The following is a 16,996-nucleotide window of genomic DNA, read 5'->3' as shown; positions in this document are numbered from 1 at the left end:
GCTCATGCGCTCACACGGACCTTGCGGCGCAACTGCTGAAGCTGGGCCACCACCGTGTTGTCGGTGACCTCGTCCCCCACCTGAACGCGCATTCCACCCAGAACCGTCGCGTCGACGACGGAGTTGATGTGGACGGCACGGCCAAGTCTGGATGAGTAGATATGCGATAGGCGCCCGATCTGCTCGGGCGTCAGCGGAGTGGCCGTGGTGACGGTGACCATCGATTCCCCCATATGCCGGGAGAACTTGTTGATCAGCCACTGGATCGTCGCCAAGTATCGCCGGTTGCGCAGATTCGCGGTGGCATGCTCCGCAAGGCGCATCGCGATGGGATCGAGGTTGTTTCCCCCCAGCACGGTATGGAGCAGCCGGATGCGCACCTGGGCCGGGACCTTCTCGTCATAGAGGCGCGCACGGACCACCGGCAGGTTCAGCAGAGCCGAGTGAAGCTCCGCAAGCTGGACCGACACGGTGAGCGTCGACCCCGCGGAATCGGCGGCGTACATGAACGCATCCACGCCGAAGTCCTCGACCGCGTTGGCGATGTCCCCCGATCTGCTCCACCGACGGGCCGCGAGATCGGTAAGGATCTCCATGGTCAGCGGATGGGCCTGATCGCCCAGAAGGGTGGTCAGCAGACGCTTCTTGTCGTCCAGAGACCGCGACGGGTCGGTGAGGGCGCGTTCCACATGGGTGGAATGATCCAGAAGATCGGTGATGGAGAACAGCTCATTGCCGATCCTCCACGCATCGTCGCCAGCCTCACGAAGCCTGGGCGCAAGGGAATCACGTGATGTGCGGTCGGCTATCCGGGATGCCTCTCCACGCATACGTCCTCACCTCCTCCTATCCGCAGTGACGCCATGCGTCACTTGCCCTCGCCGTCCGTACCGTCGATCTCGTCGATCATCTGATTGATCATCGACGACTGGACGGCATCGTCCTCAAGACGGGAGCCGAGAATCTTACCCGCCAGCGCGACGGCCAACGTTCCGACCTCGCCGCGCAGGCTGACCAACGCCTGCTTCTGCTGGGCCTCGATCGAGCGCTGCGCATTGGCGGTGACCTGAGACGCCTCCGTCTCGGCCCTCGACCGGGCGTCGGCGATGATGTGTGAGGCCTCGGCGCGCGCGTCATCGCGAATCTTCGACGCATCCACGCGTGCCGTGCTCAGCTGCTCCTCGTACTTGCGCTTGGCCTCGTCGGCATCCTTCTGAGCCTTCTGAGCCTTGGCGATGCCGCCTTCTATCTTGTGGGACCTCTCGTCGAAAACCGACTGGAACTTTGGCAGGAAGTACTTGTAGAAGAACGCCGCGACGATAACCAGAACAATCGATGACCATACGAGATCGTAGGTCTCAGGAAGAAACAGTTTGATCCCGTCAGCTGCCAAGGTATCCATCGTTTCTCCTTTCACTATTCGAGCCAACCACTTGACGACTCAACCGTCACTGGAAGATAAAGTATGCGATGAAGCCGAGGAGCGCGAGAATCTCGATCAGGCCGAAGCCCAGCCACATCAGGACCTGGATGCGTCCGCTGAGTTCAGGCTGGCGCGCCGTTGCCTCGATCGCCTTGCCGAATACGATTCCTATGCCGATTCCCGGTCCAATCGCAGCGAGACCGTATCCGATCGTGCTGACGTTGCCAGCCACTTCCGCAAGTGTGATGAGATCCATATCTGTTCCTTTCTTATGGGTCCGTAAGGACCAAACCTTGTTGATGAGAGAAACCTAATCTTCGGGATAGCTGAGGTTGATGTAGACCGTACTCAATGTGGCGAAGATGAAGGCCTGAATCGCCGCCACGAACGCCTCGAAAAGCGTCATGACGATTCCTCCTACGAAAGTCACGGCTCCGAACCCGATGAGGGCCTTTGATTCGGCATCGATCAGGAAGTACTGAGTGGCGGCGAAGCACAGGGCGACGAGGATGTGTCCGGAAATCATGTTGGCGAACAACCGGATCGTCAATGAGAACGGACGAATCACCACGATGTCCAGAAGCTGCATGGGCGCAAGGATGATATAGATCGGCCACGGGACGCCCGCAGGGAAAAGCTCCTCACGGAGATAGGGAATGAACCCCTTGCCGCGGAAAGTCGCACCCCAATACTGCACGAACGTCCACAACGCGAAAAGGAGCGGGACGACGATGGTGGCGGTGGCCGCGATGTTGAGTCCCGGGATGATCCCGCACAGGTTAAAGACCAGTATGGTCATGAACATTGTGGTGATCATGGGGACATACCGGCGACCACGGATCTCGCCCATCACTTGATAGACGATGTTGTCGCGAACGAATTCGAGAAGCCATTCAACGGCCCCCTGCCAACGTCCAGGAATCAGCTTCGCCTTCGCGGCAGTAGTCCCAAGAACCGCCAGCATGACCACCGTCGCCACGATGCGAACCAAAATGATGCGGTTGATGGCGAAAGGCGTGCCTTGGAAGAGAATCTCCGGAGGAAGAAACTCATCGATACTTGGTACCTGAAGCGACCCTTCTGCAAGAAGCATTCCTGCAGCCGCTTTGGCAGCAATAATCATTCCGCGCCTCCCGCTTCGTTCAGCTGTCAGTCTAGCCCATCGGTGGGGCTGAATGTATCGGGCCGATTTCCTCCATGAGGAGCATCACCGGTCTGTCAGGCGCGACTCGGAGTCGTGTCGACATTCAACCCCGAATGGCTAGATGCGATTCTACGACTGTTTTCTACAAGGCCGTACCCATCGGTCAGCAATGGCGCGAATCCGTCCCTTCGAGGCGATCCCGGAGCGTGTCGGATGGAGCGATCGGTACCCAGCCTCTTCTCGGATCTCAGCGCCGGGACCTCGGACAGGTCGTACGGCGTGGTCTGGTACACCCAGTTGAGCCAGTTGCGCCACAGAAGATTGGCGTGGGCCCGCCACGCGAACAGGGGCTCCAGTGAGGGGTCGTCATGCGGGTAGTAGTTCGCGGGAAGCGGCACGTTGGATATGCCCTTGGATATGTCCCGCTGGTACTCGTCGGCCAGAGTGTACTTTCCGTATTCCCAATGCCCCAGAGCGAACACCTCGGAGAAGTCGCGCGTCGCGATGAGCCCCGGTCCGGACTGCGGCCCCCAGGTGAGCGTCTGCAGAGCGGGATTGGCGGCTACGTCGTCCTCGTCCACGCCGGCGATCCGCGAGTGCGGCTGAAGGGCCACCTCGTCGAAGCCGTTCGTCAGGAAGCAGTACTCGTCCTGCAGGAACTGCGGGAACACTCCGAACAGCTTCGTGTCCAGAACGTGCTTGCGCACGCCATACCGATGGTAGAGCGCGCCCATCGCCCCCCAGCACAGATACATGGTGGAGAACACATGGGAGCCGGCCCAATCGAGGATATGCGTGAACTCGTCCCAGTAATCGACCTGCTCGAAGTCCAGATGCTCCACCGGCGCCCCCGTGACGATGAGTCCGTCGTAGCAGTTGTCCTCGAAGGCGTCGAGATTCTCGTAGAACTTGAGCAGATGATCGGCACTGACATGCGTGGATTGGTGGGTCGACGTCTTCATGAAGTCGACCTCGACCTGCAGCGGGGACTTGGAGATCAGGCGCAGCAGCTGCGTCTCCGTCTCGATCTTCTTGGGCATGAGATTGAGGATCACCAGTCGCAGTGGCCGCACGCGCTGGCGCTCGGCCTCGGGCCTCTCCAGCGCGAAGATGCGCTCGGAGTCGAGTATGGCCCGCGCCGGCAGGCCACTGGGAATGTTGATAGGCATGAAACCATTATGTCCGCATCCCGGCACAAAGGGGTTCACCACACCGATTTGACATTCCCACATCACTCGGTAAAGTGGATAGAGCTGCCCTTGAGGCAGCCGACGCGGGGTGGAGCAGCTCGGTAGCTCGCTGGGCTCATAACCCAGAGGTCTCAGGTTCAAATCCTGACCCCGCTACTGATAAGCCCGGAATGTCAATGGTTCCGGGCTTTTGTTTTCTCTTTGATTCGAGAACAGTAGCTTAAAAGTCCGCTATAGCCCGCGGCGGCTGGTTCGAACAATCTTTTGAGGTGCCGATTTCATACACACTTGAACAACTCCAACAAAAGTTCTGACTATGAATTGCATCATCCTCACAATCTCATAAGCATCTCCGTCATCGAAAAAGGATGATCCAGTCGCACTCCCCGCATGATTTGAAGCGCACATAAGGAAACCGGATCGGTCTGAGAAATCAGACGACAGCGTGCAATCAACCAGTGTGTCACACGATGGCAAGAGTCTACTGTAGCGCGAACACAATGAATTATTTCATTAGGCAATTGAATTTCGGTGCGTGCGTTAATCCATCGAAACTATTGTCTTCTGGGAACTAGAAAGTTGACACTAACAGTGCAGAGGCGTGACTGACTGTTGCCCGGGTTTCCATACACCCATGGCGTGAAAACTACTCGAGCTCTCGAGCGGTGACAGCGTGAACAAATGTTCCATTTCAGACAGTGTTTCACTCAGTTGAGGAACGCAAATGACTCACTGATTCTTTTCCACCGCCGTTTGCTCTCGCATCCAGGTACCATCCCATCTCGCTGAAAAATACCTATGAAACGGTATTCTGATTCACGGGTTACTGGGTCAGTTTCCTTTGCAAAAGTCAAAGCCGTCTCATCTTGGTACCCTGGGTCAATTTTTTCCAGCGCTTCATTGAACTCAATGATTTCCTTTCCATCAAGTGAGAGCTGGTTGTTCCACCCCCTGGACACCGCCCGCCCATTAACCGCAAGTTTCGGAAACCAGACGTGGTATTTATTCCCATAGGCTGCTCGTAAACGAGAAGGTATGCAAAACGAATTTTGAAATCCCTTATAATTTGCACGAAGAACTGTGTTCAACGCCTCTGCAATTGTTCGAAAACCAGAATCATCATTAGCTCGAATCTCTGTCTTACCCGCAAAATAAGCATGGGGATCTCTCTCAGTGCCGGTCCAAGGATGAATGAACCATCATCCCGAAGTTGCCGCACTTGGTTCGCTATATCTGTGACGCAACTGTTGATGGATTGCTCAACTTCTTCATAAGATTTTGAAATGTCAACATGGATTGCTCTATAGTCCTTACCCTTCAATTGTCTGAGGATGTCTGTGATTGTCAATTCCCTATCGATATCCTTGGACGCTTGCTTCTTGTGGTGTCCTTCGTCGCATTCAACACCGATGGCAATCTGGGGAAAATATAGATCAATGAAATAACGTTCGCTGGGGCTGTTGATGACTAGTTGCTGAGCAACCGGCTTAACGTCGCTCATATCGAGTCGGTTCCATACCGCATTCACGACGTAGTTTTCATAATCTTTGCGTTTAGTGCGCGACAATGTTCGGATTAAATATTCCTTCTTCTCAATCACGAAGCCATTATAATGCTCACGGAAAAGCGATCTGCATCCCACTAATGACCATTTGATACCAGTGAGCCACAGTCATAGGCCCTTAACATTTGTTGGAAATGTACGTACTGATTTCTATGTCGTTCGCTATGAGTCAGCATCTATTGTTATGAAGCATGGGCTTTCTTAAATCATTGATCGGCCAGCTGCATGCTGACTCTACTCAGGACAATGCGTCAATACGAAGATCAGCTGGCAGCAGCAGTAACAGTGCAAACAACGTTCTCTCTTCACAGGTCGGTCTTGTCAGCCTCTCCGGCACAACCACCATATGCAAGGAAGAAATCGCCAGGCTGGCTGAACAACACCAACTAGCAGAGAACGGCTATCTTGAAATAGAAGGAAAGATGCAGAGAGAACCAGCCAACACATATGACCCTTCAACGATCGCCGTGTTCGCGGAAGGATATAAAGTCGGATACCTTCCTGGCTATGTTGCGCACATACTCCAGCTTCCCACCGAAAGCTCTCAGACTCTGCGGATTCAACTCTTTACCGCGGTACTGCAGCAGAATCTCAGGTGCGAAGCCTGGGCATGGATAGGCAATGGTGACCCACAATGGGCAAGGTCGAAAGAGCACAGGCCACCCATGTCTTCTAAAGAAATGCGCCACGCAAGATTCGAAGCCACGGAAAGTATGCTTCGCTCATAGACACAGGAAAGCCCCGAACGGGCAGCCGAGATCAGGCCGGGGACTGCCAACGGCATACACTTCCTTGAGACGGTCGAGCCCATTCAAGAATTGAAACGTGAAGGTAGATTCGAAGGGGCTCTCCAACTCACACTCGTGGCAATTCAAGGAGCAGAAAACGAAACCCGGACCACTCACCGTGAACCTGCTCCCTGGTACACCGAACAGGCAGCAATAATACTTCGCAAACTCCACAGAACTCAGGATGAAATGGTCATTCTTCAACGCTGGATCGACCACTGCCCTGCAGAATATCTCGAAAAGAATCCAGACAACGCTATTCCAATTCGAATGGACGGACTGAAAGCGAAACAATAAGCCAAAGCTTGAAGACTAAAGGTCTCAAAGTAACGTTCAATGAACGATCGCTTTATTCCGCTAGCGTTCACTTCTCCCGCGACTTGGCCACATATGACCGGATGAACCCGGTCTTCGCCCGCGTATAAGTGATGTGGACTGGTTTTTGTTCCCGGTGTCTTATTGGGCGACGAGTGTCGCCTTGGTTTGATGATACAGGGTTTCGACTTCTGCTGGTGTCCGGTAGTCGAGGTGCTGGTGCAGGCGCTCCTGGTTCCACCAGGAGACCCATTGGAAGATGGCCTGTTCCAGGGCGTGCACGGATTCGAACGGGTCGGATCGTTTGATCAATTCCGTCTTGTATGCGCCGTTGACGGTTTCTGCCAGCGCGTTATCATACGAGTCGCCCACGCTGCCGGTGGATGCGAGGATGCCTGCTGGTGTCAGGTGCGTGCCGTACAGGGCACTGATGTATTGGGTGCCGTGATCCGAATGGTGGACCAGGCCGCGCGTATCCCCATGTCGGGCAGCCCGGCTGATGGACTGATCCAAGGCAATCAACGGCAGCGTCCTGGTGTGCTGGCTCGCGGCGACGGCCCATCCCACGATCCTTCTGGCGTACGCGTCGGTGACGAACGCCACATACGCGAACGAGCCGGACGCGAGTCGTGACGATGGTGATGTCGGCCACGTGCAAGCGTCCAGGAGCCTCGGTGGTGAACTGCCTGTTCACCAGGTCCGGCCTGCCACCCGCGCTCCTGGCGGGGCGCGTGGTGATCGGGTTCCGTCCCCGACGCACCCCCTGGATCCTGAGGGAGCGCATGACGTGCAGCACCTGGTCACGCCCGATGCCATGCCATCCCTGTCGGATCAGCCGGTGATGGACTTTCCGATACCCGTACACCGCCATGAACCGGTGCGCGTGCATCACCATGATGTCACGGGCCAGCGTCTCATGGGCGAGTACGCATCCTGCAGACGGCACGCTTCTTGGCCTGCCAGTAGGCTCTGGCGGTGAGAAACCCGCCAGCCAGCGCAGCCCGCAGGACCGTGCAGATCGGCCCGACCCCGAACCGGTGGCGATGAGTGTCGATGTACGCGACCATCAATGCCGTGTCGGGTCGAGCCGTGAGGCGAAAAAAGCCGACGCGCTCGACAGGATCTCGTTCGCCCGACGCAGCTGCGCATTCTCCCGGCGCAGGCGCCTGAGCTCGCCGGACTCCTGGGGACCGCCGTGCTTGCCGTATCGGCCTTGGCCTGCCAGCGGCGCAATGATTCCGCCGCCACACCCAGATCCTTCGCCACGCCCTGCAACGCCTTCGTCTCGGACGCGTAATTCTCCCGGGACTCAGCCAACAGCCTGACCGCCCGTTCCTTGAACTCCTTCGTATATCGAGTGCTCATAATTCCATCATTCCTTATCTGGGGGAAATCGGGAACAAAAACCAGTCCACATCACCCTTGTTACCTTCGCCAATGCGGATGGGGCTCGGTAATTCTCGGTATCCATGATGGCAAGGTTGAGCACAAAACGGGAGAACGCACTGTGACAGAATGCAATCAACTTCACCGTCCATCCCGTGCACATGCAGGTCGAGCTGGTCTCACTCGGCTCAAGCAGCCACCCCCTGCTGCTGATCCGCGTCAGTCCCGACGAACAGGTGCATGAAACCAACCGGGGAGAATGCTTCTTACAGGTCGGCGACGAGTCCCGGCACTTAAACTTCGTGCAACATCAGGAGTTGCTCTACAACCGTGGCCCATCGCAGTTCGATGGCAGCGAGGTCAGGGCGGCGACAATGTCGGGCATGGACGCGGAACAATTGCAGATATACCGCACTGCCGTCGGATCCGATGCAGACGACTCTACGGCTTAGCGGGAGCACAACCCTCGGATCGCCAAGGTCTGCGGCATGAAGATGCTGTGACATGGACAGGGAAGTCAGCACGTGACCCTCGGGCCATTTGGCAGCTCAACGAGTGAACGCTGCCGCACTGCGTGCATCCACTCTAAATTCCCGCTACTTTAAGCTACTCTAAATACTTTAGAGTAGCTTAAAGTAACTCAGAGTAGGTAACGGGATCACCTGTTCCATGAGTCGTAAAAGCTGTTCTCCGGACAATACGGCCGCCTCGCCCAGCCCGCGTATCCCCCCGCGCCCGTCCACTGAGCAGTCTATCTAAATGCCTCACGGCTCGATTTCTGCGGTCAATGCATGCCCCCTGTATCCATCCAGGACATCAATGTCGATCGTTCCCCATCAAGGGAATCACTGCATGCAACGTCCAGATGTCCCCGTCGACAGCGAAGTCGAGTTTCCCGCCGATGGACTCGATGATGGTTTGGTGCAGGTGAAGTCCGCGCCCGGATGATTGGGCTTTCGGCAGTCTCGTCCTGTTAACGGTGTTCATCGTGGTGAATGTGCAGACCTCGTGTTGGATGTCGACGGCGACGGTGTAGTCGGTGGGCGGGTTGCAGTGTCGCCTCAGATTGACGAAAATCTCCAGGAGCAGGCCCCTGATCTCCGTGTGGACGTCAGGCAACACATGCATCGACCCGTCACTTCCACGCACAATGCAGCTTCCCGTGAATCCCAACCTTCGGAGCCGTCGCTGCCCGGCATCCATGATCGATTCCAGCTCCGCCTTGAGTCTGCACTCCGTGGCAGCCGAAACATCTCGATGCTTCGAACCACTGAGAACGTCTATCACCTCATGGGTTTTGGCAAACGCATCCTGTGAACGATTGATGACGGAGTCGAGTATTGCTTTGTGAACTGCAGACTTGGCATCCAGTCTCTCCGTGGAGGCGACCGTGATGATATAGGAGAGATCGTTGGTCACCGTGTCGTGCAGTTGTGCCGCAAGGGCCATATCGCGCGAAAGTGCGGCAACTGTTCTCTGCGCTTCGGCAAGTTGCTCCCGTTGACGGATGGAATCGGCATGACGTTTGCACGTGTACCCGGTCAAGGCGGCAAACGTTTGGAAGATCATAATCGCGATCATCGTATCCGTATCCGTTGTCAGGTAGAGCACCAACGCGCAGGAGGATATGAGCGCCAGACAGATCGCCGTGTTCATGAATGCGAACACAGCGGCGATGGCAACACAAGTGCCCGTGAGCATGGCCCCGGCGTTCGTGGCTGGGAGGACTGCGCAACACAGATACCACACGATCACCGCGATCGAGGCGGCTCTGGGGAACCATGGAACGGCCATGCAGAGCGCAATGTACACTGCGAACGCCAGCACAGCCTGGTTGGAATCGCTTGGGTAATGGAGAAAGTAATAGTAGGAGTCCACAGCCAGTCCGGCCACTATCCCGAACGTCAGGACGGGGTGGGGCAGTCTTCTTCGTACGCCATTCCATATTGGCATGGTCATCCGTTCACACTCGATGTCTGAGCCGACTGGATTTCATCCACAGCGTCACTAGATGCACGCGATTTCTTGCCCCCAGTTTTTTACAAGCCCGCTGCAGATGGGTGTTGACGGTTGCCTGTGATATGCCAAGCGAAGCGGCGATAACCGAAGTGGTGGCACCCCGACTGCACAATTCTATGATTTCAGACTCGCGCGATGAGAGTCCATTCCCCTTGTCAGTATCTCCGGAACTGATCCTTCGAAAGGCAGACTGAACCGAATCGAAATGGGCGCTGCCGTAGTCGTTGCCCGTGTGCCCAGATGCCACATCCCTGATCAGGGACACCATGGACACCAAATCGTTCTTACCCACAATCCCCTGAGCACCGGCAGCAGCTGCATCCCCGGCATACTCCCACAGAGGGAACGACGTGACCGCGACGAGGCCCACATGAGCATCCCGTTCCCTGATGGCCCTGATCACCTGCACCCCATCCATGTCTCCCAAAGACATGTCGACCAACAGCACATTGGGAGAGTCATCGAGGCATTTGCGAATGGCGCCATGCGGATCCTGCGTCAGCCAGCATATCGAGAAATTGGCGGGAAGCACCTTGACGAGGAAGCTCGACATAGCTCGCAGGCTGAACTGATCATTGTCCAGCACCCCAACCGTCGTCACGTACCCCGCCAACAACCGCCTCCTTCACGTCGTCTGCGACCTCATCTTAATCTTGCTCATCAGGATCGGTGAATCCTGTCGATACCGTGGGCACGATTCTCCTCGTCGAGTTTCCGCCGTTGCTCATCATGAAGATGGGCGATCTCATCGGCGAACACCTCATGGGTCATGTCCCTGGTCCGCTCCATGTTCTCCCTCACCTTGGCGCGACTCATCACCTGATCCTTACTTCTGGGAAGCATGAGCAGTTCCACCACAAGACTCACGACCGCCATGATCAGCCCCAAAGCAAGGGCCTGAATACGACCACCCGTCAACACCATAACAACCACAGCTGCGATAAGAGCCAGGCACAAGGCCTGGGGTACCAAATACCAAGGGCTGGGATGGTCCGTACGTTCATGCACCGAGATGGCATGCAGAATACAGGCATTGGGTATGGCACTTGCCAAAGCAGCAATAATCACCGAGGCGGAGAGCACACCGAACGACAGAGCAATCGTCGGCATGATACGCCCGCACAGCCAGCACGCCAGCAGATACACCGGAATCAGCAGCGTTTCAGTCGTCACATGCCCTTGGATGACATACCTAAGGGGAATCGGCGACCATTCCTCACGATGCTCACCATCAGCCATATCAATCCTCCATTGTGTATTTCTTCACGTCGTAGCATTCAACAACACCGATTCACGCATTGAAACAAGCGTCGATGACACCTTGTGTACCCAACAAGCCACTCAGCACTTTAGCGGCATCGGATCCCATCTCCGCAGCTGCAACACCATGACGTATCGCCCACCAGATGCCACTGACTCCTCCCCAGATTGCCTTTGCCTCTTTCAGCCATTTCAACACTTTGGCGACAGGTATACCGTACTGTACGACCAGCATCCCTATTTCGAAGATACATTTCGGCCAATTGGTACCCATAGGAGTGATACCGGTTACATCGCTGAAGGAACCTCCAGCGAGAAAATGGTCGAGTTTGGTCGCATAGTTGTGGATATCCTTTGGATTCGCCCGTTTGATGTTATCCGGAAGCTGATCAAGTCTTGCAATCAGGAAATCAAGTTCTTCATCCGACAACGACGGTTTCGAAGTAGTTGTGATAAGACTCGAATAAACAGTATTGGTTTCCACCTCCGCTGCATTCGCCACCCCGGTTGTCCCTATACCGACACCAAAGCAAACAATGGCAGCAGTCATTGCGACAGCTATTCTGTTCTTCAACCCTGCATGTGATGAAACCTTCATCATTGCTTCCCTCCATGAACTCATTGCGTGATTGTTCTCAGGTTGGTTCATGCCAACCAGTACCAAGGTAACCAGCCATGTACGGCGGAGAATAATGGATGTCATCACAAACTATGACGGAAGAATAAGCGTGGAATCAAAGCATGGATCGCCTTTCTACCATGATTCGCGTCTCCGTTTGTGATCATCATTTGTAATCATCAAATAATTGTCGCGTGACAATTCATGCGAGTGAAAGTGGGTTTGGGGGCCAGGAACCACCTACTTGCACCATTTGAGAATTCGCAAGAGATACGGGCACTTCACACGCTGGGGAGTATACATATTGATATTGCCCACCTGCTCAACGGGACCAACCGACTGATACCCAATGACCCCGGCCGCCGAAGGCGGGCAAAGGGTCATGACCGTGGTCAGCAATACTGCAGTTACATGCATTGCAGCCGCTCCTTCTCATTAGGTATAGACAAAGACGCAAACGTTGCACGACACTTCACAAGCTAGATTCATGCCATCGAAAACAGAGATATGCTGTCATCATTTTCCACTACACGCAATGTTTCATCTCTTCTCATGGTGCGGTCCACTGTCATTCCTTTATGAAAGAACCCATCAATACAAGTGCCTCTCCGGCATACCTGGCGAGTTCGCCTTTCAGGTTCACACAGTAATCCGCTCGAGTCCGAATGGGCCGCTTAATGACTGAGAATGATTGCTCTCATCGCTCACACCTAGCATACGCAACCATGACGGGAGAATGTGGTTGATGACCGACGGCTTCAACCTGATGCCTGGGAACGTAGGGCATGTGGCTTACCACGTAAACCATATGGCGTAACGTATGCACATGCAACACTGCTCTTCGCTTATGGTTTAGGCTTTCGCTTAACCAGTGATGGAGTGATGACAAGGAAGGCGGTGCTGGCGACCAGGGCGATGGGTGTGCCGATCAGGCTGGAGATACTGCCGACGATACCGCTGTATCGAATCAGCATGTCATCATCGCCTTCAGCGGCATCGACCTCAAACACCTCCGATGCGACATCGATAACCTGCCCAGTCACCAGCAGCAGACACGCCAACGTAGGCAGCAGCCACTTACATTGCGACCATCCGCTGGGAACAAGCGCGACCACCAGACACAACACACCCTCAAGCCCTTCGGTAACGGCGAGCGCTTTGAACGCGCCGAACCGTTCGACCAGGTAACCTGCACATGGGGAGAGGAAATCACTGACCGTTCCGAACGTCGAGCGGAAGGCGATCACCCACGCCGGCAGCATGGCTATCAGCACGCCTGGCACCCAGCTCTCCCTCGAATACGGCATTGCTCAACGCCGAAAACATGAACCCAAGCAGGGCCCAGTGCAACGCTGGCAATCGCTTCATTCTTCTTTTCCACTACCTATGCCAGTTGGTGACCACTACCCGACTTGGACGAACTTGATCCGTGTGCGCGTACGACTACAGCGAACAACCACATATATAACACGAGATTCCATTCGGTGGGCAGTGCGGACGATCTTCCGGACGTTTCAACATTCGAATTGTGGGAGTGGGATTGCTGTCATCCTGCACTTCCCGTCATCCTGCGGGAGCAACCCGTCCCTCCCGTCATCCTGCGGGAGCGAAGCGACTCGCAGGATCCTGCGACTACGCGCAGGATGACAGTGGACACAGGATGCCTTGGAAGTACGATTGCAGCATCGACACCGATCACCACTGTGAGAAAGGTGGATGGCATGAGTTTTTCAACCGCCATTGTCGGCCCGGGAGCCATCGGTACCACGATCGCAGCCGCACTGCATGAGTCCGGCAATACGCCGGTGCTCTGTGGCCACAGACATCGCGATCATCTCACGCTGCTGGACGGCACACGGATCATCACCGTGCCCGGTCCTATACTCACGGATCCTGCAGAGCAGGCCGACACAGCGGATGTTGTCTTTCTCGCCGTCAAGGCAACGCAGACCGAGGCGGCGGCCGGCTGGCTCACATCACTCTGCGGTCCGCATACGGTCGTGTGTGTTCTGCAGAACGGCATCGAACAAGTTCGGATGGTCACGCCATACGCCGCAGGATCTCAGGTGATTCCCGCGGTTGTGTGGTTCCCCGCACAGGCACAGCCGGATGGGTCCATACTCCTGAGAGGCCATGCGCAACTCACCCTTCCGGATACGCAAGCCTCAAAGGTGATTCAGGCAGTCCTTGATAACACATGGTGCGAAGCCGAACTATCAGCCGATTTCAGTTCCCTTGCCTGGCGAAAACTCCTGCAGAACGCCGCAGGCGGGCTCATGGTCCTCACAGGACGCCGCTCCGGCACGTATCGCCGAGCCGACATCTCTCGTCTCACCCTTGACTACCTCGATGAATGCCTCCAGGTTGCCCGCGCCGAGGGTGCTTCTCTGGATGACGGTACCCCGCAAGAGATCCTCAATATATATCAGTCATCCCCGCCCGACATGGGAAACTCGATCCTCGCTGACCATGAAGCGGGACGGCCACTCGAATGGGACATCCGCAACGGCGTCATCCAACGCCTAGGCAGGGTCCACGGCATTCCCACGCCAATCAGCGACGTTATCGTTCCCCTGCTCGCTGCAGCATCAGACGCCAACTGATCGGCTTCTTGCGCATCTCGAGGATTGTGCCCGCGAGATGGGTGTCTGAATGTCATGGCGAAGATCCGACGCGAAGATGCTGCGACATGGATACAGGAGTCAGCACGTGGCTCTCGGATCGTCTGTTGCAGTCAACAGGGATTAATGTTTATTGATAAGAATATTTATTGACAAACGATAAACAATGAACCATGATAAGAATATCCATCAATGCAAGTGGCTACGAAAGGGAGAGCCATGAAGAGCAACATCAAGTCCGCACGAACCTCTTGGTGGTCAGATCCCGTCCGACGCATGCAGGCGGTGAACGGCATCGCACATACATGCGCCCGGCTCGGCGAAGTATTCCTGTGGATATCTTTCGCCATTGGTCCGGTACTGCTTGGGATCGCGGTATTATCCCCTCAGTCGCTGGAGCTGGGCAGAGAGGGCGAGACGGCAGTGGTCCATTTCGGTGTGTGGAATTTCGAGATCGACGGTCAGGTCCTGGACACGAGCATTCGCCTCAGTACCTTCGGGGGTTCGGATCAAGTGAGCATACCAGCTCTGGTGATCACCGTGCTGAGCACGATGCTGGTAATCGCGATGTTCGCGCTGTCCTTCCATGAGGTCGGATCGACGTGCTCCGAACTCTACCGCTGGAATGTTGCCCGGGCAGAGAATCGAGACAGGGACTACTTCTCAGACGAGATGGAATCCCCCTTCCGCTCAGCTCTGATAGCCCGCATGCGAAGAATCGGCATGTATCTAATCATTGCGCCATTGGGCGGATTTGCCACCTCACTGCTGGGGTTCTTCGTGGTCGGCGCCGTGAGCATCGGCTTCAGCTACGGCATCCTGTGCATCATGCTCGGGCTGGTGGCTTTGAGTCTCGCACACGTGTTCTCATATGGCGGCGAGCTGCAGCGCGAGGTGGACGGGCTGCTATGACCGGACACATCGTGCTGCGGCTGGATCGCATGATGCAGAAGCGCGGCCGCAGCCTCAACTGGCTAGCCGAACAGGTTGGCATCACCAACGTCAATCTATCGAAAATCAAGAACAACAAGGTGTCTGCCGTACGGTTCTCCACGCTCGCAGCCATTTGCGAGGCACTGGAATGCCAGCCTGGCGACATTCTGATCTACGTTCGAGAAGAAAAACAGTGAACCGGACATACACGATCGAGATATCTTCCGGCTCGTGATTTTCGGGCGATCAATGAGACCTTTCCTACACATAGCGCCGCTGCTTGGCATCTTTTGACAGTTTTCTGGGCAGCGCCTGATCAGACATAGGCATTCGAAGTTCGTGCTCGGGGCATAGGGTTGATAGACGAGAAGCAATACCAGGAGGCAGTTATGAAGATCGTTGTGGCAGAACCGTTGCATGTTTCCGACGGGGAATTGGACGAGGACATCCGGCGGACGCTGCCCGGTGATGTGCAGGTCGTGCGCTACCAGGATCGTCCGGCGGATGATGCTGAATACGCGCGTCGCGTGCGTGACGCCGACGTCATCGTGATCGCCAACATGCCCCTCCGCCAGAACATTCTCCAACAGTGCGACCACCTGCGGATGGTGTCGATCGGATTCGTGGGATATGACCACGTGGACGTCGACTACTGCCACGGTCATGGGATCATGGTGGCGAACTCACCCACCTACCCCACCCAGGCAGTGGCCGAGTTGGCCATCGGCCTGACGCTGTCACTCTTGCGTGACCTCATAACAGCCGACCACAGCGTTCGCAGCGGCGGCACCGCCGCCGGTCTCACCGGCGCACAGATCGCAGGCCGCGTCTTCGGCGTGATCGGCACCGGACGCATCGGACAGGCAACCGCCGCCCTCGCCCGGGCCTTCGGAGCCACGACCATCGGCTTCAACCATTCCGGCCATCCGGTCGACGGCATCAAAATCGTCGGCTTGGACGAACTGCTGCACCGATCCGACATCGTCTCGGTCCACGTGCCCCTAACCCCACACACCGAGCACCTCATCGACGGCCAGCGGCTGGCACAGATGAAACCAGGTGCGTTACTCATCAACACAGCCCGCGGCCCCGTGGTCGACAATGACGCACTCGCAAGGGCACTGTCGGACGGCACCATCGCAGGAGCCGGACTCGACGTGTTCAACACCGAACCACCACTGCCCGCAGACACACCCATCCTGCACGCCCCCCACACCGTGCTCACACCCCACATCGGCTTCGACACAACCGAAGCCCTCAGCTTCCGCGCCCGCCAAGTACTCGGCAACATCGCCTCATGGCTACACAACAAACCCGAACACACCGTATGACCCCCACCGGCACCTGATGTGGACTGGGTTTTGTTCCGGGACTATCTCATTAAGTGTGTAACTGGCGGTTTTCATTATTGGTTGTCTCCGTCCGGCCAGCGGTCGGCGAAGGTGATGGCGAACGCGTTCAATGCGGGCTTCCATCGTGTCATCCATCGTACCTGACCTCTGCCGGTCGGGTCCAGGGAGCGGACGGTCAGGTAGAGGCATTTGAGGGCGGCCTGCTCGTTGGGGAAGTCGCCCCTGGCGCGTATGGAGCGGCGGAACCGAGCGTTCAGACTCTCGATCGCGTTGGTCGAGCAGATGACCTTGCGGATCTCCACGTCGTAGTCCAGGAATGGAATGAACCGTTCCCACGCGTTGAGCCACAGACTCCTGATAGCCGGATACTTCTTTGACCAGT

The 16,996-nt window shown here is 56.2% G+C and carries 18 protein-coding genes, 1 tRNA gene and 2 pseudogenes; 7 read left to right on the top strand and 14 right to left on the bottom strand.

What is annotated here, in order from left to right; genetic code table 11:
* Positions 1–2: 2 nt before the first annotated feature.
* From BMIN_RS03775 to BMIN_RS03755, 5 genes are all read right to left on the bottom strand, one after another.
* Positions 3–830: a F0F1 ATP synthase subunit delta gene (locus BMIN_RS03775; RefSeq protein WP_022860778.1), complete on the bottom strand. Its 828-nt coding sequence runs from the start codon at positions 828–830 to the stop codon at positions 3–5.
* A gap of 38 nt (positions 831–868) precedes the next feature.
* On the bottom strand, positions 869–1,402 hold the full coding sequence (locus tag BMIN_RS03770; RefSeq protein WP_022860777.1) for a F0F1 ATP synthase subunit B: 534 nt from the start codon (positions 1,400–1,402) through the stop codon (positions 869–871).
* 46 nt (positions 1,403–1,448) lie between these two features.
* Complete coding sequence (atpE, locus tag BMIN_RS03765; RefSeq protein ID WP_022860776.1) at positions 1,449–1,679, bottom strand: ATP synthase F0 subunit C; 231 nt, start codon at positions 1,677–1,679, stop codon at positions 1,449–1,451.
* Positions 1,680–1,733: 54 nt separating this feature from the next.
* Positions 1,734–2,540 (bottom strand): F0F1 ATP synthase subunit A, encoded by an 807-nt coding sequence (gene atpB / locus BMIN_RS03760; protein ID WP_420796715.1) that lies wholly within the window; start codon positions 2,538–2,540, stop codon positions 1,734–1,736.
* 101 nt (positions 2,541–2,641) lie between these two features.
* Entirely contained in the window at positions 2,642–3,736 is a 1,095-nt protein-coding gene (locus BMIN_RS03755; RefSeq protein ID WP_022860774.1) for a homoserine O-succinyltransferase, read from the bottom strand.
* A gap of 103 nt (positions 3,737–3,839) precedes the next feature.
* On the opposite strand from BMIN_RS03755, the gene BMIN_RS03750 reads away from it, so the two are divergent.
* Positions 3,840–3,913 (top strand) — tRNA-Met (locus BMIN_RS03750).
* 551 nt (positions 3,914–4,464) lie between these two features.
* Here BMIN_RS03750 and BMIN_RS08940 read toward each other — a convergent pair.
* Complete coding sequence (locus tag BMIN_RS08940) at positions 4,465–4,845, bottom strand: hypothetical protein (protein WP_238565618.1); 381 nt, start codon at positions 4,843–4,845, stop codon at positions 4,465–4,467.
* Positions 4,842–5,357 carry an AbaSI family restriction endonuclease gene (locus BMIN_RS08935; protein ID WP_238565617.1) on the bottom strand — a complete coding sequence of 172 codons (516 nt, stop codon included), beginning with the start codon at positions 5,355–5,357 and terminating at the stop codon, positions 4,842–4,844. The genes BMIN_RS08940 and BMIN_RS08935 overlap by 4 nt, the downstream gene beginning before the upstream one ends.
* A 155-nt stretch (positions 5,358–5,512) precedes the next feature.
* Between BMIN_RS08935 and BMIN_RS08560 the strand changes: the two genes are divergently transcribed.
* Entirely contained in the window at positions 5,513–6,049 is a 537-nt protein-coding gene (locus tag BMIN_RS08560) for an HIRAN domain-containing protein (protein ID WP_152595152.1), read from the top strand.
* Positions 6,050–6,536: 487 nt separating this feature from the next.
* Here BMIN_RS08560 and BMIN_RS08760 read toward each other — a convergent pair.
* Positions 6,537–7,789, bottom strand: a pseudogene (locus BMIN_RS08760) (IS3 family transposase); the annotation flags it as partial.
* A 182-nt stretch (positions 7,790–7,971) separates the two neighbouring features.
* Between BMIN_RS08760 and BMIN_RS03735 the strand changes: the two are divergent.
* Positions 7,972–8,262 carry a hypothetical protein gene (locus tag BMIN_RS03735; RefSeq protein WP_022860772.1) on the top strand — a complete coding sequence of 97 codons (291 nt, stop codon included), beginning with the start codon at positions 7,972–7,974 and terminating at the stop codon, positions 8,260–8,262.
* Between the two features lie 364 nt (positions 8,263–8,626).
* Here the strand turns inward: BMIN_RS03735 and BMIN_RS03730 are convergent, their stop codons facing one another.
* From BMIN_RS03730 to BMIN_RS03710, 5 genes and pseudogenes are all read right to left on the bottom strand, one after another.
* Positions 8,627–9,688, bottom strand: coding sequence for a sensor histidine kinase (locus tag BMIN_RS03730; protein ID WP_152595252.1), 1,062 nt, complete (start codon positions 9,686–9,688; stop codon positions 8,627–8,629).
* 85 nt (positions 9,689–9,773) lie between these two features.
* Positions 9,774–10,442, bottom strand: a complete 669-nt coding sequence (locus tag BMIN_RS03725) for a response regulator transcription factor (RefSeq protein ID WP_238565616.1) — start codon at positions 10,440–10,442, stop codon at positions 9,774–9,776.
* Positions 10,443–10,489: 47 nt separating this feature from the next.
* Entirely contained in the window at positions 10,490–11,068 is a 579-nt protein-coding gene (locus BMIN_RS03720) for a hypothetical protein (protein WP_022860769.1), read from the bottom strand.
* 52 nt (positions 11,069–11,120) lie between these two features.
* Positions 11,121–11,690 (bottom strand): hypothetical protein, encoded by a 570-nt coding sequence (locus tag BMIN_RS08045; protein ID WP_022860768.1) that lies wholly within the window; start codon positions 11,688–11,690, stop codon positions 11,121–11,123.
* Between the two features lie 911 nt (positions 11,691–12,601).
* Positions 12,602–13,076 (bottom strand): annotated as a pseudogene (locus BMIN_RS03710) (MFS transporter); the annotation flags it as partial.
* 353 nt (positions 13,077–13,429) lie between these two features.
* Here BMIN_RS03710 and BMIN_RS03705 point away from each other — a divergent pair.
* From BMIN_RS03705 to BMIN_RS03690, 4 genes are all read left to right on the top strand, one after another.
* Positions 13,430–14,311, top strand: coding sequence for an oxidoreductase (locus BMIN_RS03705; RefSeq protein WP_022860765.1), 882 nt, complete (start codon positions 13,430–13,432; stop codon positions 14,309–14,311).
* A gap of 237 nt (positions 14,312–14,548) precedes the next feature.
* Positions 14,549–15,241, top strand: a complete 693-nt coding sequence (locus BMIN_RS03700; protein WP_022860764.1) for a hypothetical protein — start codon at positions 14,549–14,551, stop codon at positions 15,239–15,241.
* A complete protein-coding gene (locus tag BMIN_RS03695; protein WP_022860763.1) occupies positions 15,238–15,459 on the top strand; it encodes a helix-turn-helix domain-containing protein in 222 nt (73 codons plus the stop codon). Before BMIN_RS03700 ends, BMIN_RS03695 begins: the two co-directional genes overlap by 4 nt.
* A 192-nt stretch (positions 15,460–15,651) precedes the next feature.
* Positions 15,652–16,593, top strand: coding sequence for an NAD(P)-dependent oxidoreductase (locus BMIN_RS03690; RefSeq protein WP_022860762.1), 942 nt, complete (start codon positions 15,652–15,654; stop codon positions 16,591–16,593).
* A 74-nt stretch (positions 16,594–16,667) separates the two neighbouring features.
* Here the strand turns inward: BMIN_RS03690 and BMIN_RS03685 are convergent.
* A partial coding sequence (locus BMIN_RS03685) for an IS256 family transposase (RefSeq protein ID WP_034886280.1) occupies positions 16,668–16,996 on the bottom strand: 329 nt, incomplete at its 5' end.

Source organism: Bifidobacterium minimum, assembly GCF_000741645.1.
In the GTDB taxonomy this organism is placed as follows: domain Bacteria; phylum Actinomycetota; class Actinomycetes; order Actinomycetales; family Bifidobacteriaceae; genus Bifidobacterium; species Bifidobacterium minimum.
Note: the sequence above shows the minus strand (reverse complement) of the source record. Positions and strands in the feature narration are given on the sequence as shown.

What these genes read in the sequence shown, in the direction of transcription:
- BMIN_RS03705 (WP_022860765.1), top strand. Translation starts at nt 13,430, where the DNA reads ATGAGTTTTTCAACCGCCATTGTCGGCCCGGGAGCCATCGGTACCACG.
- BMIN_RS08045 (WP_022860768.1), bottom strand. Translation starts at nt 11,690, where the DNA reads ATGATGAAGGTTTCATCACATGCAGGGTTGAAGAACAGAATAGCTGTC.
- atpE (WP_022860776.1), bottom strand. Translation starts at nt 1,679, where the DNA reads ATGGATCTCATCACACTTGCGGAAGTGGCTGGCAACGTCAGCACGATC.
- BMIN_RS03690 (WP_022860762.1), top strand. Translation starts at nt 15,652, where the DNA reads ATGAAGATCGTTGTGGCAGAACCGTTGCATGTTTCCGACGGGGAATTG.
- BMIN_RS03695 (WP_022860763.1), top strand. Translation starts at nt 15,238, where the DNA reads ATGACCGGACACATCGTGCTGCGGCTGGATCGCATGATGCAGAAGCGC.
- BMIN_RS03755 (WP_022860774.1), bottom strand. Translation starts at nt 3,736, where the DNA reads ATGCCTATCAACATTCCCAGTGGCCTGCCGGCGCGGGCCATACTCGAC.
- BMIN_RS03735 (WP_022860772.1), top strand. Translation starts at nt 7,972, where the DNA reads ATGCAGGTCGAGCTGGTCTCACTCGGCTCAAGCAGCCACCCCCTGCTG.
- BMIN_RS03770 (WP_022860777.1), bottom strand. Translation starts at nt 1,402, where the DNA reads ATGGATACCTTGGCAGCTGACGGGATCAAACTGTTTCTTCCTGAGACC.
- BMIN_RS08560 (WP_152595152.1), top strand. Translation starts at nt 5,513, where the DNA reads ATGGGCTTTCTTAAATCATTGATCGGCCAGCTGCATGCTGACTCTACT.
- BMIN_RS03700 (WP_022860764.1), top strand. Translation starts at nt 14,549, where the DNA reads ATGAAGAGCAACATCAAGTCCGCACGAACCTCTTGGTGGTCAGATCCC.
- BMIN_RS03775 (WP_022860778.1), bottom strand. Translation starts at nt 830, where the DNA reads ATGCGTGGAGAGGCATCCCGGATAGCCGACCGCACATCACGTGATTCC.
- BMIN_RS03720 (WP_022860769.1), bottom strand. Translation starts at nt 11,068, where the DNA reads ATGGCTGATGGTGAGCATCGTGAGGAATGGTCGCCGATTCCCCTTAGG.